The organism is Chryseobacterium sp. KACC 21268, assembly GCA_028736075.1.
Classification (GTDB): Bacteria; Bacteroidota; Bacteroidia; order Flavobacteriales; family Weeksellaceae; genus Epilithonimonas.
In genome coordinates this window covers 91,547-107,170 of the sequence record CP117875.1, presented here as the reverse complement: position 1 = coordinate 107,170, position 15,624 = coordinate 91,547, and the positions used below count along the sequence as shown (strand labels likewise).

12 protein-coding genes and 1 other RNA gene are annotated in these 15,624 nt (G+C 37.1%); 10 read left to right on the top strand and 3 right to left on the bottom strand.

Annotation, left to right across the window (positions count from 1 at the left end; genetic code table 11):
• Positions 1-277 precede the first annotated feature (277 nt).
• Together PQ459_00505 and ssrA are read right to left on the bottom strand one after the other, a co-directional pair.
• A complete protein-coding gene (locus PQ459_00505; GenBank protein WDF46974.1) occupies positions 278-1,537 on the bottom strand; it encodes an AbiH family protein in 1,260 nt (419 codons plus the stop codon).
• A 359-nt stretch (positions 1,538-1,896) separates the two neighbouring features.
• Positions 1,897-2,295: a transfer-messenger RNA gene (gene ssrA, locus PQ459_00500) on the bottom strand.
• A 621-nt stretch (positions 2,296-2,916) separates the two neighbouring features.
• On the opposite strand from ssrA, the gene PQ459_00495 reads away from it, so the two are divergent.
• The 5 genes from PQ459_00495 (at position 2,917) to PQ459_00475 (ending at position 8,933) form a co-directional block, all read left to right on the top strand.
• Positions 2,917-3,732, top strand: a complete 816-nt coding sequence (locus PQ459_00495; GenBank protein ID WDF46973.1) for a hypothetical protein — start codon at positions 2,917-2,919, stop codon at positions 3,730-3,732.
• Positions 3,733-4,109: 377 nt separating this feature from the next.
• On the top strand, positions 4,110-5,084 hold the full coding sequence (locus PQ459_00490; GenBank protein ID WDF46972.1) for a ribonucleotide-diphosphate reductase subunit beta: 975 nt from the start codon (positions 4,110-4,112) through the stop codon (positions 5,082-5,084).
• 334 nt (positions 5,085-5,418) lie between these two features.
• Entirely contained in the window at positions 5,419-7,086 is a 1,668-nt protein-coding gene (locus PQ459_00485) for a ribonucleoside-diphosphate reductase subunit alpha (protein ID WDF48749.1), read from the top strand.
• A gap of 295 nt (positions 7,087-7,381) precedes the next feature.
• Complete coding sequence (locus PQ459_00480; protein ID WDF46971.1) at positions 7,382-7,774, top strand: endonuclease domain-containing protein; 393 nt, start codon at positions 7,382-7,384, stop codon at positions 7,772-7,774.
• A gap of 271 nt (positions 7,775-8,045) precedes the next feature.
• Positions 8,046-8,933 (top strand): DUF72 domain-containing protein, encoded by an 888-nt coding sequence (locus PQ459_00475; protein WDF46970.1) that lies wholly within the window; start codon positions 8,046-8,048, stop codon positions 8,931-8,933.
• A 196-nt stretch (positions 8,934-9,129) separates the two neighbouring features.
• On the opposite strand, the gene PQ459_00470 is transcribed toward PQ459_00475, so the two are convergent.
• A complete protein-coding gene (locus PQ459_00470) occupies positions 9,130-9,426 on the bottom strand; it encodes a hypothetical protein (protein WDF46969.1) in 297 nt (98 codons plus the stop codon).
• Between the two features lie 161 nt (positions 9,427-9,587).
• Here PQ459_00470 and PQ459_00465 point away from each other — a divergent pair, with 161 nt between their 5' ends.
• The 5 genes from PQ459_00465 (at position 9,588) to PQ459_00445 (ending at position 15,609) form a co-directional block, all read left to right on the top strand.
• Entirely contained in the window at positions 9,588-10,856 is a 1,269-nt protein-coding gene (locus tag PQ459_00465; GenBank protein WDF46968.1) for a serine hydroxymethyltransferase, read from the top strand.
• A 422-nt stretch (positions 10,857-11,278) separates the two neighbouring features.
• The gene (locus PQ459_00460; protein WDF46967.1) at positions 11,279-11,749 is read left to right on the top strand and encodes a regulatory protein RecX; all 471 of its coding nucleotides are present in this window, start codon (positions 11,279-11,281) and stop codon (positions 11,747-11,749) included.
• Positions 11,750-11,853: 104 nt separating this feature from the next.
• On the top strand, positions 11,854-12,474 hold the full coding sequence (locus PQ459_00455; protein ID WDF46966.1) for an outer membrane beta-barrel protein: 621 nt from the start codon (positions 11,854-11,856) through the stop codon (positions 12,472-12,474).
• Between the two features lie 43 nt (positions 12,475-12,517).
• On the top strand, positions 12,518-13,303 hold the full coding sequence (locus PQ459_00450) for a polysaccharide biosynthesis/export family protein (GenBank protein ID WDF46965.1): 786 nt from the start codon (positions 12,518-12,520) through the stop codon (positions 13,301-13,303).
• A 14-nt stretch (positions 13,304-13,317) separates the two neighbouring features.
• Positions 13,318-15,609, top strand: a complete 2,292-nt coding sequence (locus PQ459_00445) for a polysaccharide biosynthesis tyrosine autokinase (GenBank protein WDF46964.1) — start codon at positions 13,318-13,320, stop codon at positions 15,607-15,609.
• Positions 15,610-15,624 lie beyond the last annotated feature (15 nt).

Below are 15,624 nucleotides of genomic sequence, written 5' to 3'. Positions count from 1 at the left end.
AATAGATCGTTAGTTTAATTTTTTTTGATTTTTCACACGACGAACATTTTATTCGTATTTCAATATTATTTTCCATTATATAGATCTTATAAATTCGGAAGGTTTAATTGAGATTTAATTTGAAGTTTCTTGATACAACGCCCGGCGCATCCATCACTTTAGAAATTTATCCTATTTTGGATTTTTGATGGTGGGTATAAAAAGTGGAAACTTCAGCTTCACGGATTGTCTTTTTTCATATTCTTTTCTAATAGGAAGGTGTAGAAGTTAAAGTTGCTCATTTTATTATTTTCTTTTGGAATCTTATATTTTGTGGCAATTCTTGACATAGCGATTTATTAACAACTTTATCTCTCATTTGAGGCTTCTTATTAAAATGTCTTGAAATGTCCATTGACAAATTTCTGAAATTGTCAGGGCCATTATTTCGCTTGTGATAAAATATTTTTATTGATTTACAGTTTTCATTTTCAAAAACTGTATTAAGTAAAGTTCTATCAGATAATCCACACGAGTGACCAAATATTAAAATCTGATAATCCTTTTCACGTATCCAATTTAATAAATCTTTATAATTCGAATTATTAAGATACATAAAAGACTTCATGTTTTCTAAGTATGCGTTGTTATTATTATTTTCTATAATTTTATAATGATCATCCATTTCGTCACCAAATCCAAAATTTATTGGATTTTCCAAATCAGTTAAATTACCATGAATTTGTATGTGATAATTTTTTCCATATTTATTCGGGGATTGATTTAGAGCTCTGACATAGCTTCCAACTGTTGACGTATAATTAAAATCTACAAATAGATTTTCAAATTCAATTGGTTCGTATTGTTCATTGCTTTGTTTGATCATATTATCATAATTGATGAGCATTTTTTTATCAATTCCAGTGAATTCATGAAAATAAGATGACATACTATTTCTTTTCAATTCTTGAAATTTAAATTCAAGTATTTTAGCAATTTCTGAAAGCTGTGAAATATTACTGTTAAAATCAAAAGTATCTTCAATTTCAGTTTTAAGATAAAAATTTAGTAACAATTTTATTTCCTCAAATTCTCGGTTTAACTGATTGATATCTTTGATCATTCTATTATTGTCTAAATTTTTGACTAGAGTAAGTAATTCTTTATAATATAGATCTTCTATTTGTACCCAGTTATTTATTCTATTACTATTTATTAAATAAAAAAACTTGTTTTTGAATTCAAAAATTATTTTATCGTTGCCTAAATTAAAATTTTTGCGATAAACAACTGAGTAGCCTGTTGCTTTAGTGGTGGAAATAATGAAATCAGAATTTCTCGAAAAAGCCTTTTCAATTATTTGTTTTAGATTGTTATAATTTCCAATTACATTAGTTCTTCCAAATAAATCATAATCTACAATAAACAATTTGTTAAATAATTCATTAGTTTCGTGAAGATTAAAATTTTGCCAGATGAAATCTACAAAATTAGCGTATGATGTTGGCAGGCCGTGCGCTAAATCAAACCCGTTTCCAACAATAATAAGTCTATTCATAATTTATTAGTTTTTACAAATATAATTTAATAACAGTTCGTTTGATTTGCTTTAAGGAAATTATTATCTCAGTTATAAAAGTACTTTCTTATTGAATATTTAAAAATTTCTTATAATAATCACTTCCTTTAGGTCTCATTATTTTTTTTTAGAAAATTTTTGATACAGCTGATACTTTGATATGGAAATTTTCTTTTATGCTTACTAATTAATACACATGTAAATGTGCTTTCATTCAATTTTAGAATGCTCGAAATGCAATATACTTGGATTTATAAAATTTTAGAACTGTAAATATTAGCACCTAAAATAGCACCTTAAAAAATAAAACCCTGTAAATTAGCAATTTACAGGGTTTTAAGTGGAGTTGGAGGGATTCGAACCCTCGTCCAAACAAGCAATACATAAGATTTCTACATGCTTATTTCGCTATTGATTTTCGAGCTCAGGCAGAGAGCAAACACCCAACCTAAACCTTATCTTCTGAGATTTTCGAATCTTGGTCGAAGTGCCCAAAACCTTATTTCTGCATTGCTATGCCCCAGAATCAAACGCCGCAGAACAGAGCGTTTGTGAGACATCTTGCTTCCTTACTATCTTCGGGAAAGCGCTGAATCCTACTAAACTTCGGATTAAGCTGCAAGAGCGAACTCTTCGTTGCCAGTTAAAATTTTGTAGCAAGGGATTTAAGAGATCGCGCTACGGTTCTCTGCATGCTTACTTACCCATTGGCCTTGCTGTCGAAACCAGTCAACCCCAATTTTAAAATAAGACTACAAATTTACAAAAAATTAATTTACCATCACCATAAACTATTAACCATAAATTATCAACTAAATTTGGGCGTATCCCTCGCCAAGCTTTTCCCACCGCACGGGTCGGGCTGTTCGCTGCAATCTTTTTGTCTTTCACCATTGGTCTACGAAACACGATTTGATAATGACAAAAAGGATTTCTACTACCATCCCTTACGCAGCTTCGCAAAAATCCACGATTTGTCATATTTAGAACTTTCACCCAAAAAATCGAAATATTAAGAAACTTAAACGGGCAAAAACTTTTTTTTACTTTGCGACCTTTGATAAGTTTGAAGTTTATGCTGAGCCTGTCGAAGTATCTTTGCGAACCTTAAAAATGTTTTCAACAATAATCAAGAAAAACCTCCGCGGACTTTGCATTCAAAATATTTCAAGACTAAAAATTAACAATGCCTTTTTAACTCGTTCAAAATATTTCCAAATTAAATTAACAAAACCAAATCCCACAATTTCTAAAAAAATCACAAAACTCCTTAAAGTCGGTTAAACTACCGTTCCAAAAATCACCTTCACATAATAACAGCCGCAATTAGAATTAATTTTGCACAAAACGTACAGTCCGTGAAAATCAAATTACTAGCATTCTTTATATTTCTCTTCTCTATTAAGGCATTTTCCCAATCAGAATATGTGATGGGAAACATCTCCAATGAAAATGGCGATAAATTGCCGAACGCCAGCATCGTCAATATCAGAACAGACCAAGTCGTGGTCTCAGATTTTATGGGAAACTTCGTCATCGCGGCTAAGGCATCGGACGAACTGCGGATCGCAAGACAAGGTTACGAAAGAAAAAATATAACGGTAAACAATGAGAGTTTCTCAAAAAGCCTGGATGTCAGATTGTTCACAATTCCACTGGAGATAGAAGAAGTAAAACTCACCTTCCGTCCAACTGGGATCCTAAAAAAAGATGTTTCAAGACTCAATCCGCCGCCTAAAGTTGTTGCGCTCAACAGTGCAATGAATCTCTATATGAGAACGCCGGCAAATGGCGTTGCGCCAAAAGCGACTACGCCTTCAGCCTTCCAGCAGCCAAATCTCTCTGCCGGACAACTGGATATAGTAAAGCTTGCAGGCGCCATCGGAGGTTTACTCGGAAAAGCTACACAGTCACCAAGAACCACAGCCAACTATTCAGAGAAGCAAGAATTCTACAAACGCGTAAAAGCAGTCGTCAATATTGACTATTACACCGATTACGGTTTAGACGAATATGACTTTGATATTTTCCTGGCTTATGCAGATGAGCAGAAAGACCTTTCCAAGAATTACAGAAACAATTTCAACAAGGTGGCGATAGAATCCCAACTCAAACAAGCGTTTGCAGAATACATCAAGACGCACAACTTTTCCAAGAAAGTTTCAGAAGGTTAATATTTTTAACCAAATTAAGGTCTGTTAATATTGGATTGAAAATTTAAAATCGTATTGTTTAGCTGTAATTGGTATTTATTAAAGGATTTTTAAGCTATGTGTTTAATTTTAATCTGACAAACTAACAGTCTTCTGCGATTCCTTTTTATCAGGAATTCCCTATCCATCCGCTTTTTAACATAATGTGGAAAACTTTTGCTGATGATTGTCAGTTTTTTGACTCATTTCAGCATTTTGCCCTTTCATTTATAGACTTCAATTTCTATTTTTGTATTCACTTAAAAGATAAAAGTAACGCGTTTCCAAACTGGAAATATTCTGTTGCTGATCACTATCTTTTCATAGAATTTTTAATAAACTAATAAATACGGCTGATAATGGGAATTTTCGATAAAAGAATAAGCTACAAACCTTTTGAATATCCAGAAGTAATGCAATTTGTAGAGGCTATCAACAAGTCTTATTGGGTGCATTCCGAAGTGGATTTCACAGCCGATGTTCAGGATTTCCATTCCCAGCTGGAGCCTCACGAGAAAAACGCCGTGAAGAATGCTTTGCTGGCAATCGCTCAGATCGAGGTCAATGTGAAAACCTTTTGGGGAAATCTATATGACCACCTTCCGAAGCCGGAACTCAACGGTCTAGGCGCAACTTTCGCTGAGTGCGAATTCCGTCATTCCGAAGCTTACTCCAGATTGTTGGAAGTATTGGGTTACAATGATGACTTCTTGGAAGTGGTGAATGTTCCAGCTGTAAAAGACAGAATCGAATATCTTGGAAAAATGTTGAAGAACGCCAATTCCCAAGACCCGAAAGCTTACGTTTCCTCATTATTGCTTTTCAGTATTTTGATAGAGAATGTTTCGTTGTTCAGTCAGTTTGCGATCATTTTGTCGTTTACAAGATTCCAAGGTTATATGAAAAACGTGTCCAACATCATCGCTTGGACTTCTGTAGATGAGCAGATCCACGCCAATGGCGGAATCTATTTGATCAACAAGATCCGCGAAGAACAACCTGATCTTTTGACAGATGAGGACATCGAAGCGATCTATGACTTGGTAGATGAATCTATCGAGATGGAATCTAACATTTTGGACTGGATCTTCGAGCAAGGTGAATTGCAGAAAGTGTCCAAAAAGAATCTTCTTGACTTTATGAAATACAGAGTAGATGACTCTTTGAAGAAAATCGGTGTGAAAACAAGATACAACGTTTCTCAGGAAGATTACAAACCAATGGTTTGGTTCGAAGAGGAGGTTTTCGCCAACTCTATGGATGATTTCTTCGCAAAACGTCCGGTAGATTATACAAAACACGATAAAAGTATTACAGCGAACGATTTGTTTTAATTAAGGACAGGAAGCTGGATGTCTGAAGTTGGAAGAAATCCAACAAGAACTTAATATTTGTCATTCCTATGGAATTACAAAACTGAATAAAAAATCCTGTCAAAGTTTCAGACTGAGAAAGGTGTAAAAAAGAAAATTTTGAGAACGATTTTTAATTCTTGGAGTTTTCTTTTTTATGTGAAATCGTCAAAAATGGCGAAGCGCGCCCTACTTCGACAGGCTCAGTATAAACTCTTTGAGTGAATCCCGATGTAAAATCGGGCGGGAACGGAAGACGGAGATAGGCGCCCAAAAAATGATTTAAAAAACAATAAGCCAATACAATAAGCAAAATATAAAAGTTATGATGGACGAAAATATAGATATCTGGTGGCTCAACGAAGAGTCTGAGCAAATGTTGAACAGAGGCTACCTTTTGAAAGGTGAGACTGTAGATGGCGCGATCGACCGTATTACGACGGCGGCGGCAAAACGTCTTTACAAACCGGAATTGCAACCGGCTTTCAAGGAAATGATCGTGAAAGGTTGGATCAGTTTCTCTTCTCCTGTATGGGCGAATATGGGAACACAACGTGGATTGCCGATCTCTTGTTTCAATGTTCACGTTCCGGATAATATCGAAGGCATCACGCACAAGTTGGGAGAGGTGATTATGCAGACGAAGATCGGTGGTGGAACGTCCGGTTATTTTGGAGAATTGAGAAACAGAGGAACTGCAGTGACAGACAACGGGAAATCTTCCGGAGCAGTTTCTTTTATGAAATTATATGACACCGCGATGGATGTGGTATCGCAAGGTGGCGTGAGAAGAGGCGCGTTTGCGGCGTATCTTGACATCGACCACGGTGATATTGAAGAATTCTTGAGTATCAAAGATATTGGAAGTCCAATCCAAAACTTGTTTACAGGGATTTGCGTTCCAGATTACTGGATGCAGGATATGATCGATGGTGATGCAGATAAGCGTAAAATCTGGGCAAGGGTTTTGGAAAGCCGTCAGCAAAAAGGTTTGCCTTACATCTTCTTCACGGACAATGTGAACAGAAACAAGCCTCAAGTCTACAAAGATTCTGGATTGATGGTGAACGCAAGTAACCTTTGTTCCGAGATCATGTTGCCTTCTACAGCTAACGAATCGTTCATCTGTTGTCTGTCTTCTATGAACTTGGAATTGTACGACGAATGGAAAGATACGAATGCTGTGAAATTGGCAATCTATTTCCTAGACGCGGTTCTTTCAGAATTCATTGATAAAACTGAAGGTAATTATTACCTGACTTCAGCTAGAAATTTTGCAATGCGTCACAGAGCTTTAGGTTTGGGTGTTTTAGGCTACCACTCTTATTTGCAGAAAAATATGATCCCGTTCGAAAGTTTCGAGGCGACTCAGTTCAATGCGAGAGCGTTCCGTCATATTAAAGAGCAGTCTGAGATTGCTTCCAAAGAATTGGCGAATATCTACGGCGAACCAGATATGTTGAAAGGTTACGGATTAAGAAACACGACTTTGATGGCCATTGCACCAACCACTTCAAGTTCTGCAATCCTTGGACAAACGTCTCCTGGAATCGAGCCGTTTGCTTCTAACTATTACAAAGCTGGTCTTGCAAAAGGAAACTTTATGCGTAAGAACAAATATTTGGCGAAATTACTTGATGAAAAAGGTTTGGACAATGAAGAAACTTGGAGAACGATCATGTTGAACCACGGTTCTGTACAACATCTTGAAGGTTTGTCTGATGAGGAAAAAGCAGTATTCAAAACATTCCGTGAGATCTCTCCAATGGAAATCGTTTCTCAGGCGGCTCAAAGACAACAGTATATCGATCAGGCGCAGTCGCTTAACTTGCAGATTCCTTCTACAATGCCAGTGAAAGACGTGAACTACGTGATGATCGAAGCTTGGAAGAAAGGTGTTAAAACGTTGTATTATCAAAGAAGTTCATCGGTTTCAAAAGAAATGATGGTCAACTTTGTGACTTGCTCTGCTTGTGAAGCGTAATTGCTTATAAATAGAATTAATAATTGAAACCACAGAATTTTCTGTGGTTTTTTTTATGCAGAATTTTAAACTGATTTTCCTCCCTTTAGGGCTGGGGCAAGAAAATCAGTTTAAAATTTAGCTGCATTAATAAGAGATAAAAATTTCATCGAAATTATTTCCCCAGCCCTAAAGGGAGTAATTTCGATGAAATTTCAGATTGATTTTTCTCCCTTTAGGGTTGGGGTAAAAAAAATCAATCTGAAATTTTATTAATTAATTTATTTGAATTTCTTATTTTTATCAAAACACAATGATGAAAAAGTTAACTACAAATTACGATGATGGAATGTGGAAAGGTGCTCCAGCTTCCAGCTTTGGAAAAGCAACGGTTTTGAGAAACAACGAAACAGACGCTGAGAAACTTCTCTGGGAAAAACTTAGAAATAATAATTTGGGAGGTTTCAAATTCAGAAGACAACATCCAATAAGTTTATATATTGCTGATTTCTATTGTCATAAATTAAAATTGATAATCGAAGTTGATGGAGGATATCATTACATAAAAGAACAAATTCCTAAAGATGAAGAAAGAACTAAGATTCTTGAATTTAACGGTATTAGCGTAATTAGATTTTCTAATGATGAAATCTTATCGAACATAGAAAAAGTTTTAAAAGAAATTGAAATGTGCTTTCCGAGGAACTGAAATTTCAAAATGGTTTTCCACCCTTTAGGGTCGGGGCAAGAAAATCAGTTTGAAATTATTTCAATGATATTTAAAAGTATAACTAGCAATGACCCAAAATTCATCGAAATTATTTACCCCGACCCTAAAGGGAGTAATTTCGATGAATTTTCAGATTGATTTTCTTCCCTTTAGGGTTGGGGTAAGAAAATCAATCTGAAATTCAACTCTTTTCCCTAACTTTAAACCTCTAAAACTAACATCTAGTTTCTAACCTCTAACTTCTTACAAAATGAAATTCGGACAAGTCCCAGATCCTTCACAGATAGATTTTACATTGCCAAAAGACCATCCTCAAACCAAATTCATTCTCGAGCAGAATAAAAAAGGGCTTGAGAATATTTCGATTGGCTGTGCAAAGTGGAACAAGACCGACCTCAAAGGATTCTATCCGAAAGGAACCAAAGATGAGTTGACCTATTATTCCACACAATTCAATTCGATTGAGTTGAATGCGACCTTCTACGGAATGCCAACTGCCGAACAAGTCCAAACTTGGAAAGAGAAAACACCAAAAGATTTTAAGTTCTTCCCGAAAATCACGAACACCGTTTCCCACTTCCGCAGATTGCTGAATATCACAGATGTGGTGACACAATTCGCTTCAGCAGTTTTGAATTTTGATGAGAAATTAGGAATGGTTTTCCTGCAACTTCACGATAACTTCAAGCCGAAAGACTATGAGCGATTGGAGAAATTTGTAAAAGATTGGCCAAAAGAAGTGCCTTTAGCCATTGAACTCAGAAACACCGAATGGTTTACGGATGAAGAGGTTTTCAACACCGTTTGTGAATTGTTTGAAATGAATAACATTACCAATATCATCGTCGATACAGCCGGCAGAAGAGATATGTTACATATGAGATTGACGACGCCAAATGCTTTCATTCGTTACGTTGGTGCAAACGCTGAAAGTGATTACGAAAGATTGGAAGATTGGCTGAAAAGATTGACCAAATGGAAAAAAGAAGGACTTCAAAACTTGTATTTCTTCGTCCATCAAAATATCGAAAAGGCCTCACCACTATTATCTTCCCACTTGATTCAAAAAATGAATGAAGATTGGAAAACGGATATTCACATTCCTGTAATGGCAGATGGTCAGCCGACTTTGTTTTAAATGATATTAAAGAAAATAAAAATTCCCTTCAGCTCGAAGGGAATTATTTTTTTTCCAAAAATTCCCCTCCTCTGGAGGGGCGACGAAAATTCAAAGAATTTTTGTCGGGGTGGTTTATTAATCCAGCATTGTCAGTCTGAGGCTCTCGAAGACTTTCAAACTTGTCGGTCTGAGGCTCTCGAAGACCAAAAAAAGCTTAAGCCAAAAACTTCAGCTCCTTGTCCTTGAAATTATTATTTTCAACCAGTTTGTTCATTGCCTTCATCGTCTTCTTGCGAAGTTTGGCAAGAATGCGGACGTTTTTGTCCTCGCTGTAATCAAAGATGTTGTCTTCAAAAGAAAAGACATCACCTTTCTTGAAACTGATGTTGTTTTCCTTCAACTCTTTTAGAAGCATTAGGTTGGTCATTACTTTCAGAGAAGTACTTTCCGCCGCTTCCATATATTTTAAAGATTTCAGAAGCTCTTTTTTATATTTTTTCTTAGAATTCATATTGTAGATATTTATTGTTTTTTAAGGTCTAATTTTATACCATCTTAATTAATCGGGGTTCAGATTTCCAAAAGGTGTCAATGATATTAAGTAAATGTTAATCGGCGAAAGTTATAAAAATATCTTCAGAATTTCTTATTTTTGACAAAAATAAATCTAAAATGCAAGACCCGATCTTTGACCTCATTGAAAAAGAAAGAGAAAGACAAACCCACGGAATCGAATTGATCGCTTCGGAAAATTTTGTTTCCGAAAATGTGATGAAAGCGATGGGAAGTGTATTAACCAACAAATATGCAGAAGGCTATCCTGGCAGACGTTATTACGGCGGTTGCGAAGTGGTGGACCAGGTGGAGCAATTGGCCATCGACAGAGCGAAGGAACTTTTCGGGGTTGATTATGTGAATGTTCAGCCACATTCTGGTTCTCAGGCCAACGCGGCGATCTATCTTTCGATCCTGAAGCCAGGCGATAAAGTAATGGGAATGGACCTTTCTATGGGAGGCCATTTGACGCACGGTTCTGCGGTTAATTTTTCTGGAATCCAATATGAAGTTTGTTCGTACGGCGTTCAAAGAGAAACTGGTTTGATCGACTATGACCAAATGAGAGAAGTGGCTTTGAGAGAAAGACCAAAGATGCTGATTGCAGGATTCTCTGCTTACTCTAGAGATTTGGACTATGCAAAATTCAGAGAAGTGGCGGACGAGATCGGCGCAACGCTTTGGGCAGATATTGCACATCCGGCAGGGTTGGTTGCTAAAGGTTTGCTTAATGATCCATTCGCACACTGCCACGTCGTGACGACTACAACACATAAGACTTTGAGAGGGCCAAGAGGTGGAATGATTATGATGGGCAAAGATTTCGAAAATACTTATGGACACAAAACACCAAAAGGTGAAACCAAATTGATGAGTGCCGTTTTGGACAGCGCTGTTTTCCCGGGAATCCAAGGTGGTCCACTAGAACACGTGATCGGTGCGAAAGCGGTGGCATTTGCTGAAGCAATTGATTCTAAATTCGAGGTTTATGCTAAGCAAGTGAAGGCTAATGCTCAGGCGTTATCAAAAGCAATGGTTGATAATGGATTCGAGATCGTAAGTGGCGGAACAGACAACCACTTGATGTTGATCGACCTTCGTAACAAAAATGTGAACGGAAAAGAAACGGAGAAAGCATTGGTAAAAGCGGACATCACTTGTAACAAAAATATGGTGCCGTTTGATGACAAATCACCTTTCACAACGTCTGGAATCAGGTTGGGAACCGCAGCAATCACAACTAGAGGTTTGAAAGAAAACGATATGGAGACAATCGCAGGCTTGATCTCTGAAGTAGTCGATAATATTGCAAATGATGAGGTTCTAACTTCTGTAAGAAAGAAAGTAAACGAATTGATGCAAGGCCACGCGCTTTTCAACTATTAATAAAAATAAATATTAACAATAAAAGAATGGACAATTTCGTTCATTCTTTTTTGTTTGGGTTTACATCCATCAATAAACTTTTCGCCCTTTACGGCTGTGGTAAAGAAAATCGATTTTCATATACTAGGCTTAACTAAAAGAAAATTGATTTTAAATCCTTTAACGAAGTTAAACGTTGTGCCTTAAAACACAACGCTTTTCAAAATAAATCCTAGTGCCTTTGTGTCAAACCCTTATCTATAAGATTGCGAACTCGATTTTCCACCCGCAAGGGCAGAGGTCAAAGAAAATCTATTTGCACACATTATAAGGAGACGGATAAAGTCAATTTAACGAAGTTAAACCTTGTGCCTCAAAACATACAGTATTTAAAAATAGCCTTGTGCCTTTGCGTTTAAATTTTGACACTACAACAAATCCTTATGGAGAAAAAATCATACACCTTCGAAGAAATTAAGCAGAAAGTGGTCAATTACTGCGTCTATCAGGATCGTTGTCATGCTGAGGTAGAGCAGAAGATGCGCGATTTTCTTTTGATTCCAGAAGCAAAAGATGAGATATTTCTATTCCTTATCAAAGAAAACTACCTTAATGAAGAACGGTTTACGAGAAGTTATATCCGCGGCAAGTTCTATATCAAACATTGGGGTCGCAATAAAATCAGAATGAATCTCAAACAAAAGGGAATCAATGAAAAACTAATCTCCAATTCGATGGATGAGATCCACGAAGAGGACTACGAGAAAACTTTGATGAAATTATTTGAAAATTATTTTGCAACTCAAAAGGGACTAAATGATTATCAGAAAAAGACCAAAACAATCCGCCATTTGCTCTCCAAAGGCTTTGAATACGAAGTGATTTCAGAATTAATAAATCGTGAAATAATCTAACGTTAACTTAAATTAATATGAGATAAAGCCACAGAAATAAAATTAATTTCTTAAAATAAATAAAAAATTCTTAATTTCGTCCCAAATTTGAACAACTACACTTCATGAAAAAACTTACAATTATATTTTCATTATTACTATTTGGAGTTATAAGCGCACAATCTATCAAATACGGGGTGACGGGTAATTTCCACAAGACTTCTATAGTGGGGATTCATGACCGCTCAAAAGGTATATTCGGCGGTAGTGTTGGGGTGTTTGCTGATTTTGCATTGGTGACCAATGATATTTATGACTCAGCATGGCTTTATTTTACGCCACAGTTGGAGTTTGCGATGCAGGGTGAAAATGCGAAAATGCCTAATCAGGATCTTCAGAAGTACCACTACAATTATATAGGATTGCCATTATACATCAAATATTTTATTAGAAACCACGGCTACAAAAGTGACATCTACCTTATGGCCGGACCTAGACTGGAGTATATGGTTTCTGATAAAGTGAGTGGACCAACTTCACTTACGGCAGCTCAGGAAGAAAATCTAACGAAGTTCGGCTATGGCGTATCTGTGGCAGCGGGCGTTAAGATTCAGGAAAATTGGGATATCTTTATCCGTTTCGACAGAGGTTTTGCGAACATCTATCCGGATTACACAAAATACTCTACCTACAACAGAATGCTGGGGATAGGGATCAACTATTACCTCGGTACTGCAAATTATTAATATTATTTCTGTATAAGATATTCATTATCTTTGCAGCCTCTAAATGAAAAATTCAATATTTCTACTGCTCATCGTATGTTTGGCGTTTTCTTGCAAGCCAAAGAACAATATGATTTATATGAGTAACAACAACTTCGAGCAGGAAGTATCCCAGGCACGTTACGAAGGACTCCGCATCCAGGAAGGTGATGTTTTGGAAGTGATTGTAACCGCATTGGACGATCTCGCAGTGAAACCCTTCAACAAGACCACCATGCAGCAGACGGGTGAAGATGGAGGAACTGGAACGATGCGTTTGGGAAACAATGAGTATCAGGTCACTTCTGAGGGCTACGTGCCGTTTCCGGTTTTAGGGAACATCTATTGCAAAGGGATGACTAAGCAGCAGTTAAAAACGGAGTTCGAAAACAGATTGAAGCAGTATTTGACAGATCCTGTTGTCACCATTAGGCTGGTTAATTTCAACATAAGTATTTTAGGAGACGTTGGTAGCCCGGGACAAAAAACAAGTTCAAGCGAACGTCTGAATATTTTACAGGCATTAGCGTTGGCAGGCGATATGAAACCTTCTGCCGATAGAACCAAGGTGAAATTGATACGGTATTCGGAAGAGTCTGGTAAAGATATCACCTATAATTTAGACTTATCCGAGGCTTCTATTGTTAATTCGCCGTATTACTACCTACAGCAGAATGATATTCTTTATATAGAACCGGATAGAAATGCACAGATTGCGGCCAATACCACCAATCCAAACCGGGCGCTTTTTCTGCAGATCGTGGGGGTCGTGTTAGGATTAGTGACGTTTGTTATTGCAATAGCTAAATAATCAATATGGAGTTAATGGATAGCCAACCGGCTGTGAAGAAGAAGAAGCTGAATATCAAGAAAGAGGTTTTCAAATATTTGAAATACTGGTATTGGATTCTTTTGAGTATGTTGTTGTTTTATGTTGGCGCTAAGATTTACCTCCGCTACACCACACCTCAGTATCTTTCTAAAACTACCTTGCAGTTTCCACAATCTAATACCAAAGGCGGGGCAGCACTTACCGACTTGACGACTTTAGGAAATGGATTGGGGAGTGATAGTGATCTTCAGGGTGAGGCAACCGCAATTCTTTCAAAACCGACGCTGGCCAAAGTAGTAGGACAGCTTAATTTGAATGTCAGTTTCTATGGCGTTGGAGCGATTAAAGAAAACGAACTTTATACATCCGCTCCCGTTTTAGGTAATATTGTATCGGTAGTTGATCCCAAATTTTCTTCGGCATCTTATGTCATCACAGCATCGGGAAATAATACTTATAAGCTTTCAGAAGGACCACTTTTGAAAGGCAAAAGTACATTCCACTATGGAGAGTTGGCACAAGTGCCATTTGGAAAGTTTATTCTGGCCTTGAAACCGGGAAGAAAATCCTTTGAACCAATTAAAGTGGTTTTTAGGAGTACGCCAAATTTGGTATCTTCTCTGGAGAATGCTGTGAAGGTAGTTCTACCTCCAAACAAAGGGTTGATGATGGAATTAAGTCTTACAGGACCGGTTCCGGGAAAATCAGAAAGCATTCTGAACAGTATCACCAGTCAGTACAATACAGAAGGCGTTAAAGACCGAAATGCCGAGGCACAGAATACACAGGATTTTATAAATGGAAGGCTCGAGATCATTTCCAAAGATCTTTCAGGCATAGAAGGTGAAAAGGAGAGTTTCAAACGTAGCAATGAGATCACCGATTTGGATACACAGGCAAATTTAGCAGTAACCAATTCCAGTGACAATACAAAACAGTATATAGCCTATGCTACTCAATTAGATTTGGTCAATTCAATTTATAACGCAAGCGGTTCAGAGCGTCTACTGCCATCTAATATGGGACTATCTGCGGTTACGGAGGGCTACATTGCAAAGTACAATGAGATGTTGTTGACCAAGAATAGAACATTGAAACAAGCAACCGCTCAGAATCCCTCAATTATTCAGTTAAATAGGGATATCCAGGAGATGAAAGGTTTGATTCGTCAAAACTTGATGGAGTCAAAGGCAACACTACAAATTCAGATCGCACAGTTGCAGACGCAGCTCAATTCGGACCGAAATAAAATATACAAATACCCAACACAGGAGAAAATATTCAGAGGCATAGAACGCCAACAGAATCTCAAAGAACAGTTGTATTTGTATCTCTTGCAAAAGAGAGAGGAGAATGCAATTACTTTGGCAGTTACTGCACCGAAAGCCAAAATTTTAAATCCGGCCTACACGGTAGGGATTGTGAAACCAGATAGGCAGCAGATTATGTTAGGGGCACTGCTGGCTGGACTGTTGTTGCCTTTGGTGATTTTATTTACAAAATATGCTTCTGACAGCAAGGTGCACACCAAAGACCAGGTAATGTCGCATATTCCAAATGCGTCTGTTATTGCAGAAATTCCGGTGAAAGAAAATGCATTGGGATTATTAACGCATAATGATTTCTCTGTGTTTGCAGAATCTTTTAGAATTTTGAGTTCCAATCTTAAATTTATTTTGAGATCCAGAGAGAAGGGTGACGGCGGAGTGATTCTTGTCACATCGTCTATCAAAGGCGAAGGAAAATCAACCATTTCTATCAACACAGCACTTACGTTGGCAGGATCTGCTAAGGTATTGATTATTGGGGCAGATATTAGGAATCCACAGCTTCACCGTTTTGTTAAAGAAAACAAAGCGGGACTTACAGACTACTTGATTTCAGAAGACGAGCGACCGGATTCTTACATTGTATCTTCGGGACTTCACGAAAATTTGGATGTACTCTTTAGTGGGGCAATGGCACCAAATCCAAACGATTTGTTAGATATGAAGAAGTTTGATGCAATGATAAAGTATCTTAAAAATGAATACCAGTACATTGTGTTAGATTCAGCTCCCGTAATGCTCGTGAGCGATACGCTGCACTTGATGGAGAAATCGGATATTATACTTTATATCATTAAAGCAGGATTTACAGACAACCAGATGTTGGACTTTGCCGAAGAATTTCAGCAGTCCCATGACCTCAGAAATATCTCTTTCGTGCTTAACAATGTGAAGCCGGAAGATAGCCGCTATGGAAGTAAATACGGTTACGGATATTATGAAACCAAAAGGAAGTGATTTTTTGAAACTTAA

Bases quoted from the DNA above. Each gene is read 5' to 3' on its own strand.
- PQ459_00490 (WDF46972.1), top strand. From the start codon at position 4,110: ATGGGAATTTTCGATAAAAGAATAAGCTACAAACCTTTTGAATATCCA.
- PQ459_00455 (WDF46966.1), top strand. From the start codon at position 11,854: ATGAAAAAACTTACAATTATATTTTCATTATTACTATTTGGAGTTATA.
- PQ459_00470 (WDF46969.1), bottom strand. From the start codon at position 9,426: ATGAATTCTAAGAAAAAATATAAAAAAGAGCTTCTGAAATCTTTAAAA.
- PQ459_00445 (WDF46964.1), top strand. From the start codon at position 13,318: ATGGATAGCCAACCGGCTGTGAAGAAGAAGAAGCTGAATATCAAGAAA.
- PQ459_00505 (WDF46974.1), bottom strand. From the start codon at position 1,537: ATGAATAGACTTATTATTGTTGGAAACGGGTTTGATTTAGCGCACGGC.
- PQ459_00460 (WDF46967.1), top strand. From the start codon at position 11,279: ATGGAGAAAAAATCATACACCTTCGAAGAAATTAAGCAGAAAGTGGTC.
- PQ459_00475 (WDF46970.1), top strand. From the start codon at position 8,046: ATGAAATTCGGACAAGTCCCAGATCCTTCACAGATAGATTTTACATTG.
- PQ459_00465 (WDF46968.1), top strand. From the start codon at position 9,588: ATGCAAGACCCGATCTTTGACCTCATTGAAAAAGAAAGAGAAAGACAA.
- PQ459_00450 (WDF46965.1), top strand. From the start codon at position 12,518: ATGAAAAATTCAATATTTCTACTGCTCATCGTATGTTTGGCGTTTTCT.
- PQ459_00480 (WDF46971.1), top strand. From the start codon at position 7,382: ATGAAAAAGTTAACTACAAATTACGATGATGGAATGTGGAAAGGTGCT.